The following is a 17,012-nucleotide window of genomic DNA, read 5'->3' as shown; positions in this document are numbered from 1 at the left end:
CCGCCTACCCCGGTGCGGCCGGGACACGGGGATACGGCGGAAATCCCCCGGTGAACTCCCGCACCTCCTCCCGCGCCTCCGCCCCGTCGAGCTCGCCGCGCAGCACCTTGCCGAGCAGCACGGCGATCCGCTCCATCTCGCCCTGGCCCATGCCCTGGGTGGTCACCGCGGCGGTGCCCAGGCGCAGTCCCCGGGCGCCGGCGTGCGGCAGGGCGCAGCAGTCCAGGACGATCCCGGCGGCGGCCAGCCGCCCGCGCGCGGTGCGCCCCTCGACGCCGAGCGGCGCCGGATCGGCGGTGATCAGGTGGGTGTCGGTGCCGCCGGTGACGACGTCCAGACCCTCGTCGGCCAGCCGGGCCGCGAGCACCCGCGCATTGACGACCACCTGGTGGGCGTAGGCGGCGAAGGCCGGGGTCGCGGCCTCGGCGAACGCGACGGCCTTCGCGGCGATGGTGTGCATCTGCGCACCGCCCTGGGTGAACGGGAAGACGGCCCGGTCGACGCGCCGGGCGAGGTCGCCGCCGCACAGGATCATGCCGCCGCGCGGGCCGCGCAGCACCTTGTGGGTGGTGGCGCACACCACGTCGGCGTACGGCACGGGGCTGGGCGCCGCTCCCCCGGCCACCAGGCCCATGGGATGGGCGGCGTCGGCGATCAGATAGGCGCCCACCTCGTCGGCGACCGAGCGGAAGAAGGCGTAGTCGATGTGGCGGGGATAGGCGATCGACCCGCACACGATCGCCTTGGGCCGGTGCGCACGGGCGAGGGCGCGCACCTGGAGGTGGTCGATGAGCCCGGTCTCGGCGTCGACGCCGTAGCCGACGAAGTCGAACCAGCGGCCGGAGAAGTTCGCGGGCGAGCCATGGGTGAGGTGGCCGCCGTACGGCAGGCCGAGGGCGAGCACGGTGTCGCCGGGGCGCAGCAGCGCCGCGTAGGCGGCGAGGACCGCCGAGGAGCCCGAGTGGGGCTGGACATTGGCGTGCTCGGCGCCGAAGAGGTCCTTCGCCCGCCGCACGGCGAGGCGTTCGGCGACGTCGGCCATCTCGCAGCCGCCGTGGTGCCGGGCGCCCGGGTAGCCCTCGGCGTACTTGTTCGCCAGCGCCGAGCCGAGCGCGGCCAGCACCGCCGGTGAGGTGAAGTTCTCGGCGGCGTTCAGCTGCAGGGTCGTCGACTGCCTCTCCAGCTCCCCCGACAGGATGTCGGCCAGTTCGGGGTCCTGTCGCCGCAGGACATCGGCCTCGAGGACGGGGATGACCGACATGACGCGCTCCGGACGGTCGACGGTGACGTACGTCCAATGTAGGCCCGCCCCCGCCGCCCCGCGCGGCCCTTGCGCCGTCCCGGGTACGCCGTGCGCCCCGGGCTCGCAAGGAGCCCGGGGCGCTCCTCGGGCTGCGTCCCGGCACCGTCGGTGGCCCCAGTCCCGTCAGGTCCGCGCGGCCACCCCCGTCAGCGCCGTCACCACCGGGTCCAGGGCCTGGTGTATCTCGTCGCCGATCGAGCGGAAGAAGGGCAGAGGGGCGCCGTAGGGGTCGTGGACCTCGTCCGCCTCGGCTGTGGGGGCCAGGAGCCACCCGCGTAGAGCGGCGGCGGCACGGACCAGGGCGCGGGCGCGTTCGACCAGGCCGTCCTCCAGGGGAGGGAGCGTGGCCGGGTCTATCGCCCGCACCAGACGGGTGAACTCCTTCAGGGTGAAGGTGCGCAGGCCCGCCGAGTGGCCCATGGAGATGACCTGGGCGCGGTGGTCGCGTGTGGCGGTCAGCACGAGATCGGCCATGATCACGTGCTCGTCCAGCAGTTCCCGGCCCACGAAGCCGGAGGCGTCCGCGCCGAAGTCGGCCAGCACCGCCTCCGCGTTGGCCTCCATCGGCGCGCCCTCGTGGCCCCAGGTGCCGGCGCTCTCCACGATCAGCCCGCCGCTGTCCGCGTCCCCGAGCCGGTCCGCCAGGAAGTGCCGGGTCAGCCGCTCGGTGATGGGCGAGCGGCACACATTGCCGGTGCTGACGTGGAGGATGCGGAAGGTGTCGCCTATGCCGGGCATGAGGGTCCCCCCTGCTCGCACACGGCCGGGAGCGCGAAGGACCCGGGGATCCCGGGGAATGCGAGCGCCGTCAATTCGCCACCTCGAGGTCGGGTACGACCTTCCTCAGCTCCTCCGGGGACAGGGCCCCCTCGCGCAGCAGCACCGGCACCCGGCCGGTGACGTCGACGATGGAGGACGGCACATTGCCGGGGGTCGGGCCGCCGTCGAGGTAGACGGAGACGGAGTCGCCGAGCATCTCCTGCGCGGCGTCGCAGTTCTCCGGCGCGGGGTGGCCGGTCAGGTTCGCCGAGGAGACGGCCATGGGGCCGACCTCGGTGAGCAGTTCGAGGGCGACCGGGTGCAGCGGCATCCGCACGGCGACCGTGCCCCGGGTGTCCCCCAGGTCCCACTGCAGGGACGGCTGGTGCCGGGCGACCAGCGTCAGCGCGCCCGGCCAGAAGGCGTCCACGAGTTCCCAGGCCTTCTCGGAGAAGTCCGTGACCAGCCCGTGCAGGGTGTTCGGGGAGCCGATGAGGACGGGGGTGGGCATGGTGCGCCCCCGGCCCTTGGCCACGAGGAGGTCGGCCACGGCCTCGGCGGAGAAGGCGTCGGCGCCGAGGCCGTAGACGGTGTCCGTGGGCAGGACCACCAGCTCGCCCCGGCGGACGGCCGACGCGGCTTCGCGCAGGCCCGTCGCGCGATCGGTGGCGTCGTTGGTGTCGTATCGCCGTGCCATGTCAGCGGGCCTCCTTGTACACGTCGTACACGTACTGCTGGACGTACACGTACTGCTGGATCGAAGTGCTGGGATGCGGCCGCACGGACGTCATGGCAGTGCCTTGCGGGCGGTGGCGAACCGCGGCCGGTTGTTGAGGTCGGGGTGGTCGGCCGCGTCGGCCCAGCCCCGCTCCTCGGAGAAGATCCACGGCACCTGACCGCCCTGGGTGTCGGCGTGCTCGACGACGACCACCCCGCCGGGCCGCAGCAGCCGGTACGCGGTGCGTTCGAGCCCGCGGATCAGGTCCAGGCCGTCCTCCCCGGAGAACAGCGCCATCTCCGGGTCGTAGTCGCGGACCTCGGGAGCGATGTTCTCCCGCTCGGCGAGCGGGATGTACGGCGGATTGGAGATGACGAGGTCGACCTGGCCGTCCAGTTCGGGGAACGCGGTCAGGGCGTCGCCCTGGCGCAGCTCGACCCTGGTGCCCTCGACGTTCTTGCGGGCCCACTTCATCGCGTCCTCGCTCAGCTCCACGGCGTACACGCGTGAGCGCGGCACCTCCTGGGCGAGGGCGAGCGCGATGGCGCCCGAACCGGTGCACAGGTCCACGATGCACGGCTCGACGACGTCCATGGCACGGACGGCGTCTATGGCCCAGCCGACCACGGACTCGGTCTCGGGCCGGGGCACGAAGACCCCGGGACCGACCTGGAGCTCCAGGTAGCGGAAGTAGGCCCGCCCGGTGATGTGCTGCAGCGGCTCGCGCTGCTCACGGCGGGCGATGACCTCCCAGTACCGGGCGTCGAAGTCGGCGTCCTTCACGGAGTGCAGCTCGCCCCGTTTGACACCGTGCACGAACGCGGCGAGCTCTTCCGCGTCGGCGCGCGGCGAGTCCACGCCGGCGTCGGCCAGCCGCTGCGTGGCCTGGGCCACCTCGGCGAGCAGCACGCTGCGGGGGCTGGGGGGCCGCCCCCCGATTCCTTGCTGCACGCTGGTCCTCCGGTGCTCCTGCGTCGTCCTGTGTCCTGTGCGCTGTGTGCTGTCGGCTGTGTGCTGTGCCCGGCGCGGTGCGCGCCGTTCGTGCGAGGCGCCCGGGGCCCGCCTTACGCGGCCGCGAGCTTGGCGGCCGTGTCCGCGTCGATGCAGGCCTGGATGACCGCGTCCAGGTCGCCGTCCAGGACCTGGTCCAGGTTGTAGGCCTTGAATCCGATGCGGTGGTCCGAGATGCGGTTCTCCGGGAAGTTGTAGGTGCGGATCTTCTCGGAGCGGTCGACGGTGCGGACCTGGCTGCGACGGGCGTCGGCGGCCTCCCTCTCCGCCTCCTCCTGCGCCATGGCCAGCAGCCTGGAGCGCAGGATGCGCATGGCCTGCTCCTTGTTCTGCAGCTGGCTCTTCTCGTTCTGGCAGGAGGCGACGACCCCGGTCGGGATGTGCGTGATGCGCACGGCGGAGTCGGTGGTGTTGACGGACTGCCCGCCCGGGCCCGAGGACCGGTAGACGTCGATGCGCAGATCGTTCGGGTTGATCTCGATGTCGACCTCCTCGGCCTCCGGGGTGACCAGCACACCGGCGGCGGAGGTGTGGATACGGCCCTGGGACTCGGTGGCCGGCACCCGCTGCACGCGGTGCACCCCGCCCTCGTACTTCAGCCGGGCCCACACGCCCTGGCCGGGCTCGACCGGTCCGCGGGACTTCACCGCGACCTGGACGTCCTTGTAGCCGCCCAGCTCGGACTCGGTGGCGTCGATGATCTCGGTCTTCCAGCCGACCCGCTCGGCGTAGCGCAGATACATGCGCAGCAGGTCGCCGGCGAAGAGCGCCGACTCGTCGCCGCCGGCACCGGCCTTGATCTCGAGGATGACGTCCTTGTCGTCGCTGGGGTCACGGGGGATGAGCAGAAGGCGCAGCTTCTCGGTCAGCTCCTCGCGCTGCCGTTCCAGGTCCTTGAGCTCGGCTGCGAAGTCCGGGTCGTCGGCGGCCAGTTCGCGCGCGGTGTCGATGTCGTCACCGAGCTGCTTCCAGGAGCGGTACGTGGTGATGATCGGGGTGAGCTCGGCGTAGCGCTTGTTGAGCTTGCGCGCGCCCGCCTGGTCGGCGTGGACCGACGGGTCGGCGAGCTTCTTCTCCAGCTCGGCGTGCTCGGCGACGAGTTCCTCGACGGCCTCGAACATCTTTCGGCTCCTGTGTTGCCTGCTGTGCTGCGGGTGCTGCGGGGGAGGGGAAGGCAAGCGATCAAAAACGCCGGTCCCGGCGCGCCCCGGGCGGGGCACTGCCATGGACCGGCGAAAAGGGGCTCGCTACTTCTTCTTGGAGCCGGCGGCGGCCTTCTTGCCGAAGCGGGCCTCGAAGCGGGCCACACGGCCACCGGTGTCGAGGATCTTCTGCTTGCCCGTGTAGAACGGGTGGCACTCGGAGCAGACCTCGGCCCGGATGGTGCCGGACTCGATCGTGCTGCGGGTCGTGAACGACGCGCCGCAGGTGCAGCTGACCTGCGTCTCGACGTACGCGGGGTGAATGTCGCGCTTCAAGGGTGTCTCCTACGGTTCCGGGAGGGCGCCGGGTCGCAGCCGCGGGATGCGGTGCGTGAACCGGAGCCGACGGTCCAGTCTGCCAGGACTGGGGCCCTCTCCCCAAACCGGGGGGTGGGGTCGTTTTGTTCCCCCGCGCTCTCCTGGGGTTTCCGTGTCTTCCCCACGGGGCTCCGCGGGGCTCTGCGCCCCTTGTGCGGGACCCTGCGCGGGCCCATGTGCGCACCTCTGCGCGGGGCCTTTCCTGCGGGTCCCCCCGCGGCCCTCTTGTGGGCGCTCCTTGCGGCTCCCCTGCGGCTCTCCTGCGAGGGGCGAGCCGCGTGCCGGTGCGGTCCCGCGCCCTCAAGGGGACCCACCGCATCCTCAAGGGGTGCCCACCACTCCCCTCGCCTCGCCGGTGGCCGTTCCCTCGGTGGCCTCCGGCGGGATCGGCCGGTCGTTCCTCAGGGCCTCCCAGACCTGCCTGGCCTTGGCTTCCTCGATCACGACCCGGTTCCGGTCCGTCCGGTCGTACCGGACCGGCACGGTGATCATGGTCATGTCGGAGGAGTCGATGTCCTTGAGGCCGGCGGCGAAGGAGATCAGAGCGTCGACCGAGCCCAGGCCGGAGTCGGTGGTGAGGGACTTGGTGGCGGTGTCGGCGAGGCGGTAGAGCTTCTTCGGATGGGTGAGGAGGCCGATTTGCCCGGCCCGGTCGACCAGCGCCCCGAGGAAGGCCTGCTGGAGCTGTATGCGGCCGAGGTCGGAGCCGTCGCCGACGCCGTGCCGGGTGCGGACCAGGCCGAGGGCCTGCCGTCCGTCGAGTGTGTGCGTGCCGGCCTTGAGGTGCAGATGGCTCTTCGGGTCGTCGATGTCCTTCGTGAGGGTGACCGGGACTCCGCCGAGCTCGTCGACGAGTCTGCGGAAGCCCTCGAAGTCGACCTCCAGATAGTGGTCCATGCGGACGCCGGTCATCGACTCGACGGTCTTCACGGCGCAGGCGGCGCCGCCGGTGGAGTACACCTCGTTGAACATCACACCGCGGGCCGCGGGGTGCGTGCCGCCGCCGGCGTCGGTGCACGCGGGGCGGTCGACGAGGGTGTCGCGCGGGATGGAGACGACGCTCGCCTTCCTGCGGCCCTCGTACACGTGCACGATCATCGCCGTGTCGGAGCGGGCGCTGCCGTCGTCGGTGCCGCCGCCCAGCTTCCCGTTGCCGCCGGAGCGGCTGTCGGAGCCGAGGACGAGAATGCGCTGGGAGCCGTTGTCGGACCTGGTGGGCCGGTCGGAGCCGAGGACCCGGTCGATGTCGATCGACTCCAGGTTGCCGTTGAGCTTGAGGTAGAGACAGCCGACGCCGGTGCCGCCGAGCATGACGATCCCCGCCGCGGTCCAGGCCATGACCGTCAGGGCCCTGCGCCGCCCGCCGGGGGGCGTGCGGCGGCCCCTGGCACGGCGGCGGGGACGGGTGCTGCCGGTCTCCCCCGGGGTGCCGGGGTCCGGCGTGCTCTCGGCGGACATGTGCTCCTCGGGCTGGTGAAGTCTCGTATCCGGACGACCGCTCCGTCTTCTCGGGGTTCTCGGGGCTCTCGGGGCTTCTGGGGTTCTCGGGGCTCTCGGGACCGGGCCCGGTCGACGAGCCCGTACACGACCATCGTCACTCTTCCCCTCAGAGGGTGAAAACCGGAAAAAGGCCGTACAGCGCTCCGTGAGGCGGTTCCGTGCACGCCGGGCGAGGGTCCCGTGCACGGCAAAGGCCGCTCCCGGTGCCGGCGTGAGCGGCACGAGAGCGGCCTTGGTGCGCCGCGGGGGCGCGAAGACCGTGCGACCGGCGGTGAACCGCCCGCGGCCCGCGGGCCACGGTGGCTTTGCGGCCTTCCCCGGCGGGGTGCCTAGTCCCCGTTCCCGGGCGTCGGGGTGGTCTTCTGGATCTGCATCAGGAACTCGACGTTCGACTTGGTCTGCTTCATCTTGTCGAGGAGCAGCTCGATCGCCTGCTGCTGGTCGAGCGCGTGCAGCACCCGCCGCAGCTTCCAGACGATGTTGAGCTCCTCCGCACCGAGCAGGATCTCCTCCTTGCGCGTACCGGACGCGTCGACGTCGACCGCCGGGAAGATGCGCTTGTCGGCGAGCTTCCGGTCGAGCTTGAGCTCCATGTTGCCGGTGCCCTTGAACTCCTCGAAGATCACCTCGTCCATGCGGGACCCGGTGTCCACCAGGGCGGTGGCGAGGATGGTCAGCGAACCGCCGTCCTCGATGTTGCGGGCCGCACCGAAGAAGCGCTTCGGCGGGTACAGGGCCGTGGAGTCCACACCACCGGACAGGATGCGGCCGGAGGCCGGGGCGGCGAGGTTGTAGGCACGGCCCAGACGGGTGATGGAGTCCAGCAGGACGACCACGTCGTGGCCCAGCTCCACCAGGCGCTTGGCGCGCTCGATGGCGAGCTCGGCGACCATGGTGTGGTCCTCGGCCGGGCGGTCGAAGGTCGAGGAGATGACCTCGCCCTTGACCGACCGCTGCATGTCGGTGACCTCTTCCGGACGCTCGTCGACGAGGACGACCATCAGGTGGCACTCGGGGTTGTTGTGCGTGATCGCGTTGGCGACCGCCTGCATGATCATGGTCTTGCCGGTCTTCGGCGGGGCCACGATCAGACCGCGCTGGCCCTTTCCGATCGGCGAGACCAGGTCGATGATGCGGGTGGTCAGGATGCCCGGGTCGGTCTCCAGACGGAGCCGCTCCTGCGGGTACAGCGGCGTCAGCTTGTTGAACTCGGGGCGTCCGCGCCCGTGTTCGGGCGCCATGCCGTTGACGGAGTCCAGGCGGACCAGCGCGTTGAACTTCTCGCGCCGCTCGCCTTCCTTCGGCTGGCGGACCGCACCGGTGATGTGGTCGCCCTTGCGCAGGCCGTTCTTGCGGACCTGGGCGAGGGAGACGTACACGTCGTTGGGCCCGGGCAGGTAGCCGGACGTACGGATGAAGGCGTAGTTGTCGAGGATGTCCAGGATGCCCGCGACCGGGATCAGGACGTCGTCCTCGGCGATCTGCGGCTCGGAGAGGTCGTCGCGTCCCCGGCGTCCCCGGCGGTCGCGGTAGCGGCCCCGGCGGCCCCGGCGGCCGCCCTCGTACTCGTCGTCGTTCTGCTGCTGGTTCTGCTGCTGGCGCTGCTGGCCGTTCTGGCTCTGCTGGTCGTCGCCCTTGCCGCGGCGGTCCCGGCCACGGCGGTCGCGGCGGCGGCCCTCGCCGCCCTCGCCCGCGTCGCCCTTGGCCGTCTCGCCCTGCTGCTGGCCCTGGGCCTGCTGCTGGTCCTGCTGCTGCGGCTGTGCGGAGGTCTCCGTCCTCGCCTCGCTCTTCGGCTCGGCGGCGGCCGTCCCGGCGCTGCTCGCCGGGGTGCCCGCCTCGGCGGTGGCGCGGCGGCGGCGCTCGGCGGAAGCGTCCTCGCTGGCCGGCTGGCCGGGGATCTCGATCTGCTGCTGGGCGACGGCCTTCTCGGCCTTGTCGGCCTTCTCGGCCCTGTCGGTCTTGTCGGCCTTCTCGACCTTGTCGGCAGCAGCCTCGGCCGCCTTCGTCTCCGCCTTCTCCGCGGGTGCGGTCCCCTCGCCCGTACGGGCCCGGGAGGTGGCGCGGCGCTTCGGCTTGCTCCCGGTGGCGTCACCCGCGGCAGGAGCGGTCTTCGCGGCGGGAGCGCCCCCTGCCGCCTGCGCCTCCTTGATGACCTCGATCAGCTGGCTCTTGCGCATGCGCGCGGTGCCCCTGATGCCGAGGCTGGAGGCGACCTGCTGCAGCTCGGCCAGCACCATGCCCTCAAGGCCGGTACCGCGGCGACGCCGGGAGCCGGTACCTGTTGCAGGCGCGGAGGCGTCCGTGGCGGGCGCGGCAGCGGTCTCCTCGACACGTGCGCCCATCAGATCGGTGGTGTCGCTCACGAAGCGTCCTTCCCTGGAGCGGACGTCGGCCTGTCTCGGCTCGGCGACCGGTTGTGCTGTCCGGCTTTGGTCCTTGTGGGGGGACCGTGCCGGGGCGGTGTTCCGCCAAAAGCGGCGGAGGAAATTTCTGGTGATTGGCGCTTCCTCGACGGTTCGTGGCACCGGATGTCGCTGTGTCACGTGCGTGGTCGCGCCGATTCCGGAGCGTGCCCGGTGGACCGCTCAGTGTGCGCGTACGGCGTCCTGTTCAGGTGCGACATACACCACGCAGTGCGGTTTGGGGGGCTCCCGAAGGAATCTCTGTCCCGGACGGGGACACGAAGCACCTCGCCATGGTGGGGCCGGGTGCTGACTTGAGATTAACACTACCGGATCCAACAAACATTCCCCCTCTCCAAATCCGGCAATCCCCGACTTTCAGCTCTCCGTACCGACGGCGAGCGGCAGTACGCAGGCTCCCTGCAGATCGAGGCTCAGTCGGTTTGCTGCCCAGTCCGCGCCCGCCAAATGCTCCACCTTGTCGGCGGTTCCCTCGTCGGCCAGTGCCATGACGGTGGGGCCCGCCCCGGAGATGACCGCGGGGATGCCGTCGGCCCGCAACCGCTCCACGAGAGCGGCGCTCTCCGGCATGGCCGGGGCGCGGTACTCCTGGTGCAGACGGTCCTCGGTGGCCGGGAACAGCAGCTCGGGGCGGCGGGTGAGGGCCTCGACGAGCAGGGCGGCACGGCCCGCGTTGACGGCGGCGTCGACGTGCGGCACGGTGCGCGGGAGCAGGCTGCGGGCGGTTTCGGTGAGGACCGGTTTGGTGGGCACGAAAACCACCGGAACGATGGAATCGGACGGCTCCATCCTGATGGCGCGGGCGGCACCGTCCTCCATCCAGGACAGGGTGAACCCGCCCAGCAGGCAGGCCGCCACGTTGTCCGGGTGGCCCTCGAGCTCGGTGGCCAGCTCGAGCATCGCGGTGTCGTCGAGCCTGGCCTCGGCGCCTATGGTCACGGCGCGGGCGGCGACGAGGCCGGCGCAGATGGCGGCGGAGGAGGAACCGAGGCCGCGGCCGTGCGGGATGCGGTTGGCGCAGACGATCTCCAGTCCGCGCGGCTGTCCGCCGAGGGCGTCGAAGGCGGCGCGCAGCGAGCGGACGAGCAGGTGGTCCTCGTTCCGCGGCAGCGTCTCGCTGCCCTCGCCGGCGATGTCGATGTGCAGCCCGGAGTCGGCCACCCGGACCACGATGTCGTCGTAGAGCCCCAGCGCGAGGCCGAGGGCGTCGAAGCCCGGTCCGAGGTTGGCGCTGGTGGCGGGGACGCGCACCCGGACGGCGGCGGCGCGGAACGCTGGACCGGCCATCGCTCGTTGACTCTCCTTGAGCTGCGTGATGGTCGAATGAGACTCGATCGACCCTCGATGAGGACGAGAACCCTCGGGCCGCGGGGACGACGCGGCGCCGCGCCCTGTGCACGGCATATGCGACGGGCGGGTTCCCTACAGCCTATCGAAGGAAGGTTCAGTGGCGACATAGGGCGCACGGGAGGCGCACGATGCGTGTCGCAAGCCCCTTGTGCACCCCCACCTCCTCCGGAAGCCCTCGGGAGGGGGCGCCGGAAGAGGGAGTCGGCAGGAAGCGGGGCGGTTGCGCGGGGGCGGCCGGCCATCACCCGGGCGGTCGCGGTGCGCGGCGGAACACGGCCCGGACGGTACCGCCGCTCGGGTGAGAGCACCTGGAGCATCGGTGCACTCCCCGGACCGGCTGTCGCACCCGGGCGCGTCCCGCACCGGTCCCCACGCTCAGGTGATGCCCCGGACCGCCCGGACGAAACGGCCTTCCGCGCCTCCCCGGGCCCGGCCGGGCGCACCGCCGCCCGCCGCCGCGCGGGCCTCGGCCGCACGGACCGCGGGGGCGGCACGGCGCACACGGGTGCGTCCGTCGCGATCGGCCCGGGCCGGTGCGCACCCCGCCGGCCCGGCGGCCGTCAGGCCAGGCCCAGCCGCTCCGCCGCCGCCGTCGCGTCGACGGGGACCGTGACCGGCTGCGGGGCGCCGGCGACGGCCCAGTCGGGGTCCTTCAGGCCGTTGCCGGTGACCGTGCAGACGATCCGCTGCCCCGGGTCGACCCTGCCCTGTTCGGCGGCCTTCAGCAGACCGGCGACGGACGCGGCCGAGGCGGGCTCGACGAAGACGCCCTCCTGCGCGGCCAACAGCCGGTAGGCACGCAGGATTTCACGGTCCGTCACCTCGTCGATGGCGCCGCCGGATTCGTCGCGCGCGGCCAGGGCGTGCGTCCAGGAGGCCGGGTTGCCGATCCGGATCGCGGTGGCGACGGTCGTCGGGTCCTTGACGACCTCGCCGCGCACGATCGGGGCGCTGCCGGAGGCCTGATAGCCCCACATGCGGGGCGTCCGGGTGGCGACGCCGTCGGCGGCGTACTCCTTGTAGCCCTTCCAGTAGGCGGTGATGTTGCCCGCGTTGCCGACCGGGAGGACGTGGATGTCGGGGGCGTCGCCCAGCATGTCCACGATCTCGAAGGCGGCCGTCTTCTGGCCCTCGATGCGCACCGGGTTGACCGAGTTGACCAGTGCCACGGGGTAGTTGTCGCTGAGCTCGCGGGCGAGCGTGAGGCAGTCGTCGAAGTTGCCGTCGACCTGGAGGATCCTCGCGCCGTGCACGAGAGCCTGGCCCATCTTGCCGAGCGCGATCTTGCCCTGCGGCACCAGCACCGCGCAGACCATCCCGGCCCGTACGGCGTACGCCGCGGCCGAGGCGGAGGTGTTCCCGGTGGAGGCGCAGATGACGGCCTTCGCGCCCTCCTCCTTGGCCCGGCTGATCGCCATGGTCATCCCGCGGTCCTTGAAGGAGCCGGTCGGGTTCGCGCCCTCGACCTTGAGGTGGACCTCGCAGCTGGTGCGCTCGGAGAGCACCTGCGCGGGCACGAGGGGCGTACCGCCCTCACGGAGCGTGACGACCGGCGTGTCGTCGGTCACCGGCAGCCGGTCCCGGTACTCCTCGATGATTCCGCGCCACTGGTGGGTCATTGCTGGTTACTCTCCTTCAACCCGCATGATGCCGGCGACACCCCGCACGGTGTCGAGCTTGCGCAGCGCCTCCACGGTCCCGCCGAGGGCAGCGTCGGAAGCACGGTGGGTGACGACGACGAGGGAGGCCTCGCCGTCCTTGCCCTGCTGACGAACAGTGTCGATGGAAACCCCGTGCTCGGCGAACACGGTGGCGACCTGGGCGAGCACACCCGGCTTGTCGGCGACGTCCAGGCTGATGTGGTAGCGCGTGACGACCTCGCCCATGGGCGACACGGGCAGGGCCGCGTACGCCGACTCGCCGGGACCGGTGGTCCCGCTGAGCCGGTTGCGGCAGACGGCCACCAGGTCGCCGAGCACGGCGGAGGCGGTGGGCGCGCCGCCGGCGCCGGGGCCGTAGAACATCAGCTGCCCGGCCGCGTCGGACTCGACGAACACGGCGTTGTACGCGCCGCGCACGGAGGCCAGGGGGTGGGTGAGCGGGATCATGGCCGGGTGCACGCGTGCGGTGACCGACGTGCCGTCCTCGGTGCGTTCGCAGATGGCGAGCAGTTTGATGGTGTGGCCCATCTGTTTGGCGGAGACGAAGTCCGCGGCGGTGACCTCGGTCATCCCCTCGCGGTAGACGTCGTCGAGCCGCACCCGGGTGTGGAAGGCGATCCCGGCGAGGATGGCGGCCTTGGCGGCGGCGTCGAACCCCTCGACGTCGGCGGTCGGGTCGGCCTCGGCGTATCCGAGCGCGGTCGCCTCGTCCAGCGCCTCCTGGTAGCCCGCCCCCGTGGAGTCCATCTTGTCGAGGATGAAGTTGGTGGTGCCGTTGACGATGCCGAGCACGCGGTTGACCTTGTCCCCGGCGAGGGACTCGCGCAGCGGCCGGATCAGCGGGATGGCACCGGCGACGGCGGCCTCGTAGTACAGGTCCTTGCCGTGGGCCTCCGCGGCGGCGTGCAGGGCGGCCCCGTCCTGGGCCAGCAGGGCCTTGTTCGCGGAGACGACGGAGGCGCCGTGCTCGAAGGCGGTGGTGATGAGCGTGCGGGCGGGCTCGATCCCTCCGATGACCTCGACCACGACGTCGATGTCGCCGCGTTTGACGAGCGCGGTGGCATCGGTGGTGACCAGCTCGGCGGGGATCCCCTCCCGTACCTTGTCGGGCCGCCGCACCGCGATCCCGGCGAGCTCCACCGGGGCCCCGATTCTGGCGGCGAGGTCGTCGGCGTGCGTCGTCATGATGCGCGCCACCTCTGAGCCGACAACCCCACAGCCCAGCAGCGCCACCTTCAGCGGACGCGTACGCATCATCCGACCTCGTTTCCTCATACCGACTACGGTTGGACCAGTCTCACCCACCGGATCGGAGTTTCCGCCTTTTGTCCGGATCGTGAGACGTCTGTTTCATTTCCGTCGGCCCGGAGAACAGGAGATCTTCCGGCCGCACCGGCGCCCCGGCCTTCGACCTTCCTGTTTCCCGGGCCCACAGGTTCCTTTCCGGCCCCACAGGCCCCCTGGATGTCCCCGGCTTCCGGGGCCGCCTCACCCGACGTCGAGCCGCAGCAGATCCTCCTCCGTCTCCCTCCGGACGATGACCCGTGCCTCCCCGTCGGCGACGGCGACCACCGGCGGGCGCAGCGCGTGGTTGTAGTTGCTGGCCATGGACCGGCAGTACGCGCCCGTGGCCGGCACCGCGACGAGGTCGCCGGGTGCCAGGTCGGCCGGGAGGAACGCGTCCCTCACGACGATGTCCCCGCTCTCGCAGTGCTTGCCGACGACGCGGACGAGCATGGGCTCGGCGTCGGAGACACGGGACGCGAGAGCGATGCTGTACTCGGCATCGTAGAGGGCGGTACGGATGTTGTCGGACATACCGCCGTCGACGGACACATACGTCCGCAGCCCCTCGAGCGGCTTGATGGTGCCGACCTCGTAGAGGGTGAAGGCGGTGGGACCGACGATGGCCCGCCCCGGCTCGACGGAGATGCGGGGCGTGCGCAGCCGGGCGACCTCGCACTCGCCGGAGACGATCTCGCGCAGCGCCTTGGCGATCTCGTGCGGCTCCCGCGGGTCGTCGTCGCTGGTGTACGCGATCCCGAGCCCGCCGCCGAGGTCGATCTCCGGCAGCTCGATCCCGTGCTCGTCCCGGATCTCCCTCAGCAGCCGGACCACGCGGTGCGCGGCGACCTCGAAGCCGGACATGTCGAAGATCTGCGACCCGATGTGGGAGTGGATCCCGACCAGCTCCAGCCCGTCGAGCTGCAGCGCCCGCCGGACGGCCTCGGCGGCCTGGCCCCCGGCCAGCGGAATCCCGAACTTCTGGTCCTCGTGCGCGGTCGCGATGAACTCGTGCGTGTGCGCCTCGACCCCGACGGTGACCCGGATCTGCACCCGCTGACGGCGGCCGAGCTCCTGCGCGACATGGGCGACCCGCACGATCTCCTGGAAGGAGTCGAGCACGACACGGCCGACACCGGCCTCGACGGCCCGGCGGATCTCCGCCATGGACTTGTTGTTCCCGTGGAAGGCGATCCTCTCGGCCGGCATCCCGGCGGAGAGGGCGGTGGCGAGCTCGGTGCCGGAGCAGACGTCGAGGTTCAGCCCCTCCTCGTGGAGCCACCGGACGACGGCCCGGGACAGGAACGCCTTCCCGGCGTAGAACACGTCGGCGTCGTTCCCGAAGGCGGTGCGCCAGGCGCGGGCGCGGGCACGGAAGTCGGCCTCGTCGAGGATGTAGGCGGGCGTGCCGAACCGCTCGGCGAGCTCGGTGACGGCGATGCCGCCGACGGTCACGACTCCGTCCTTGTCACGGGTGACGGTCCGCGCCCACACCTTCGGGTCGAGGGCGTTGAGGTCGGCGGGCGGCGGGGGGTAGTGCCCCTCGGGCAGGACGTCGGCGTGACGGGGCCCGGCGGGGTGTGCGGAACGGCTCATGTCTGTTTCTCAGGCTCTCGGGATCTCTGGGGCTCTCAGAGGTGGTCGGGTGCGTCGATGCCGAGCAGGGACAGGCCGCCGGCCAGCACCGCCCCGGCGGCTTCGGCAAGAGCGAGCCGGGCACGGTGGGCGGCCGAGGGTTTCTCCTCCCCGCGCGGAAGCACGGAGGGCAGGAAGGGCAGCACGGCATCGGCGACGCCGACGAGATGCCGGGCGAGACAGTCGGGAGCACGGCGCGTGGCGGCGCGCTCGAGGACACGGGGGTGGTCCTCGAGCAGGGCGACCAGCTCGCGGGGGGCCTCCACGGGGCCCGGCTGGGCACAGAACCCCAGATCGGCGGCGTTGCGGCGGAGCGCCCGGGTGCGGGCGTGGGCGTAGCGGACGCGGAAGAGGGGGTTGCTCTCGCGCTGGACGAGATGGTCGCCGGTGATCCGGGGACGGTCGTGGACGGCGGGAAGGAGCAGCGCCCAGCGGGCGGCGTCACGGCCGAGAGGAAGAGGATCGGCGGGGGCCGGAACGGGACGGACGGTGACGCCGAAGGACGCGTCACCGTCGCCGGGGGCGCCGCCCCGGACATCCCGGACGCCGAGGACCTCGAGGACGCGCTCCCACTCGTCCGGCAGGGGTTCCTCGCAGCCGACATGGACGCTGCTGCCCTGGGAGCGCAGAAGCCGGGCCACGGCATCGGCGACGACAAGGGCACGCACCTCGCGGGGACACCGGATCCGGACGACGGCCCCGGACCTTGGGGGGACGTGCCCGTACTCGCTCCCGGCGCTCAGGATGTCGTCGACGAGCCGGACGAGGGCGGCCTCGGCGTCGTCGTCCCGGAGGCTGATGTTGAGGAACCCGGGCCCGGTGACGAAGACGTCGTCGATGCCGTCGAAGCCGAGGAGGTGGGTCTTGAGCACCTGGGCGACCCGGGGGGCGGGCTGCCCGGCCGGCCGCGCGAGCTGGAGGGCGATGTTGGTGGCGTAGTCGCCGCACCCGCCGGGCCGGGGCCGTGTGACCATGGCCCGCTCCGGCACGCTCACCTTCAGTTCTCCCGTGTCGACAGCACGACGCACCGCGCGCAGCACGGTACGGGAGAGCTCCACGGGGGTCACGGAAACAAGCGTAGGGGAGGAGGGGGGTGGGAAGGCGAACCCGTTCGAGCGGGGTATCGCCATATGGACGCGAAGGTCACCACAGCATGAACGCGGAAGTCACCGCGCCACGAACACGGAAGTCAGCGCGACAGGGACGCGAAAGCCACCGTGACAGGAACGCGGAAGTCAGCGCGGCGGAGACGCGGATGCCACCACCGCCCCAGATCGCGCGGATGCCACCACCGCCCAGATCGAAGGTGCCGCCCCGGCCACGAGGTCACCCGCTCTTCCACCCGGCCTGCTCGGCCGACCCGGCTTCCCCGGTCCGCCCGATCCTCCGGGCTCCGTGCTCGAGGAGCCGGCGCACCAGCCGCACCAGTTCCGCCGGCTCGAACGGCTTGGGCAGAAAGGCGTCGACACCGGCGTCGAGACCGGCCTCGACCTCGCACGGCGAACAGGCGCTGACGATCGCCAGAGGAAGATCGCGGGTGAGCGGATCGGCCCGGAGCCGGGCGGCGGTCCGCAGCCCGTTCAGCCGCGGCATGACGACATCGAGGGTGACGACATCCGGCCGCACCTGATGCACGACTTCCAGACACTCGGCACCGTCGGCCGCGGTCACGACCTCGAGCCCCTCAAGCTCGAGATTGACCCTGATCAACTGCCGGATGACCTTGTTGTCGTCCACAACAAGCACCCGGCCCGGAGCGGCTGGCACAACTCGAGAGTAGGTGCGGACCGGCCACCGCGTCCGGGTTTTCCCCACTTCCACCCCGTCCGAGGGACGCCCCGGCCCCCG

Annotated in this window: 14 protein-coding genes; all 14 read right to left on the bottom strand. The window is 71.8% G+C overall.

Going from position 1 to position 17,012, the window contains the following annotated elements; translation table 11 throughout:
• Positions 1–4: 4 nt before the first annotated feature.
• The 14 genes from CCN35_RS07430 to CCN35_RS07365 all read right to left on the bottom strand — a co-directional run bounded on the left by CCN35_RS07430 (position 5) and on the right by CCN35_RS07365 (position 16,979).
• Positions 5–1,261 carry a serine hydroxymethyltransferase gene (locus CCN35_RS07430; protein ID WP_067391283.1) on the bottom strand — a complete coding sequence of 419 codons (1,257 nt, stop codon included), beginning with the start codon at positions 1,259–1,261 and terminating at the stop codon, positions 5–7.
• A gap of 165 nt (positions 1,262–1,426) precedes the next feature.
• On the bottom strand, positions 1,427–2,041 hold the full coding sequence (locus CCN35_RS07425) for an arsenate reductase/protein-tyrosine-phosphatase family protein (RefSeq protein ID WP_067391286.1): 615 nt from the start codon (positions 2,039–2,041) through the stop codon (positions 1,427–1,429).
• Between the two features lie 70 nt (positions 2,042–2,111).
• Complete coding sequence (locus CCN35_RS07420) at positions 2,112–2,759, bottom strand: L-threonylcarbamoyladenylate synthase (RefSeq protein WP_086791921.1); 648 nt, start codon at positions 2,757–2,759, stop codon at positions 2,112–2,114.
• A 90-nt stretch (positions 2,760–2,849) separates the two neighbouring features.
• Positions 2,850–3,689, bottom strand: coding sequence for a peptide chain release factor N(5)-glutamine methyltransferase (gene prmC, locus CCN35_RS07415; protein WP_067391292.1), 840 nt, complete (start codon positions 3,687–3,689; stop codon positions 2,850–2,852).
• 155 nt (positions 3,690–3,844) lie between these two features.
• On the bottom strand, positions 3,845–4,912 hold the full coding sequence (prfA, locus tag CCN35_RS07410) for a peptide chain release factor 1 (protein WP_067391295.1): 1,068 nt from the start codon (positions 4,910–4,912) through the stop codon (positions 3,845–3,847).
• 126 nt (positions 4,913–5,038) lie between these two features.
• Complete coding sequence (gene rpmE, locus CCN35_RS07405; protein WP_067391298.1) at positions 5,039–5,269, bottom strand: 50S ribosomal protein L31; 231 nt, start codon at positions 5,267–5,269, stop codon at positions 5,039–5,041.
• 363 nt (positions 5,270–5,632) lie between these two features.
• The gene (locus tag CCN35_RS07400) at positions 5,633–6,769 is read right to left on the bottom strand and encodes an LCP family protein (RefSeq protein ID WP_067391301.1); all 1,137 of its coding nucleotides are present in this window, start codon (positions 6,767–6,769) and stop codon (positions 5,633–5,635) included.
• Between the two features lie 371 nt (positions 6,770–7,140).
• Complete coding sequence (rho, locus tag CCN35_RS07395) at positions 7,141–9,174, bottom strand: transcription termination factor Rho (RefSeq protein WP_086791919.1); 2,034 nt, start codon at positions 9,172–9,174, stop codon at positions 7,141–7,143.
• Positions 9,175–9,591: 417 nt separating this feature from the next.
• Positions 9,592–10,521: a homoserine kinase gene (gene thrB / locus CCN35_RS07390; protein WP_067391308.1), complete on the bottom strand. Its 930-nt coding sequence runs from the start codon at positions 10,519–10,521 to the stop codon at positions 9,592–9,594.
• 623 nt (positions 10,522–11,144) lie between these two features.
• Positions 11,145–12,203 (bottom strand): threonine synthase, encoded by a 1,059-nt coding sequence (gene thrC / locus CCN35_RS07385; protein WP_086791917.1) that lies wholly within the window; start codon positions 12,201–12,203, stop codon positions 11,145–11,147.
• Between the two features lie 6 nt (positions 12,204–12,209).
• Positions 12,210–13,502, bottom strand: a complete 1,293-nt coding sequence (locus CCN35_RS07380) for a homoserine dehydrogenase (protein WP_067391314.1) — start codon at positions 13,500–13,502, stop codon at positions 12,210–12,212.
• Between the two features lie 231 nt (positions 13,503–13,733).
• Positions 13,734–15,125: a diaminopimelate decarboxylase gene (gene lysA / locus CCN35_RS07375; protein ID WP_067391316.1), complete on the bottom strand. Its 1,392-nt coding sequence runs from the start codon at positions 15,123–15,125 to the stop codon at positions 13,734–13,736.
• Between the two features lie 35 nt (positions 15,126–15,160).
• Positions 15,161–16,231 (bottom strand): ArgS-related anticodon-binding protein NrtL, encoded by a 1,071-nt coding sequence (nrtL, locus tag CCN35_RS07370; protein ID WP_086791915.1) that lies wholly within the window; start codon positions 16,229–16,231, stop codon positions 15,161–15,163.
• 259 nt (positions 16,232–16,490) lie between these two features.
• Complete coding sequence (locus tag CCN35_RS07365) at positions 16,491–16,979, bottom strand: response regulator (protein ID WP_079129608.1); 489 nt, start codon at positions 16,977–16,979, stop codon at positions 16,491–16,493.
• Positions 16,980–17,012 lie beyond the last annotated feature (33 nt).

This window comes from Streptomyces thermovulgaris (assembly GCF_002155915.1).
Classification (GTDB): Bacteria; Actinomycetota; Actinomycetes; order Streptomycetales; family Streptomycetaceae; genus Streptomyces; species Streptomyces thermovulgaris.
This window is presented reverse-complemented; position numbering and strand designations above follow the sequence as displayed.

Bases quoted from the DNA above. Each gene is read 5' to 3' on its own strand.
- CCN35_RS07430 (WP_067391283.1), bottom strand. From the start codon at position 1,261: ATGTCGGTCATCCCCGTCCTCGAGGCCGATGTCCTGCGGCGACAGGAC.
- CCN35_RS07425 (WP_067391286.1), bottom strand. From the start codon at position 2,041: ATGCCCGGCATAGGCGACACCTTCCGCATCCTCCACGTCAGCACCGGC.
- CCN35_RS07420 (WP_086791921.1), bottom strand. From the start codon at position 2,759: ATGGCACGGCGATACGACACCAACGACGCCACCGATCGCGCGACGGGC.
- prfA (WP_067391295.1), bottom strand. From the start codon at position 4,912: ATGTTCGAGGCCGTCGAGGAACTCGTCGCCGAGCACGCCGAGCTGGAG.
- CCN35_RS07400 (WP_067391301.1), bottom strand. From the start codon at position 6,769: ATGTCCGCCGAGAGCACGCCGGACCCCGGCACCCCGGGGGAGACCGGC.
- thrB (WP_067391308.1), bottom strand. From the start codon at position 10,521: ATGGCCGGTCCAGCGTTCCGCGCCGCCGCCGTCCGGGTGCGCGTCCCC.
- thrC (WP_086791917.1), bottom strand. From the start codon at position 12,203: ATGACCCACCAGTGGCGCGGAATCATCGAGGAGTACCGGGACCGGCTG.
- CCN35_RS07380 (WP_067391314.1), bottom strand. From the start codon at position 13,502: ATGATGCGTACGCGTCCGCTGAAGGTGGCGCTGCTGGGCTGTGGGGTT.
- lysA (WP_067391316.1), bottom strand. From the start codon at position 15,125: ATGAGCCGTTCCGCACACCCCGCCGGGCCCCGTCACGCCGACGTCCTG.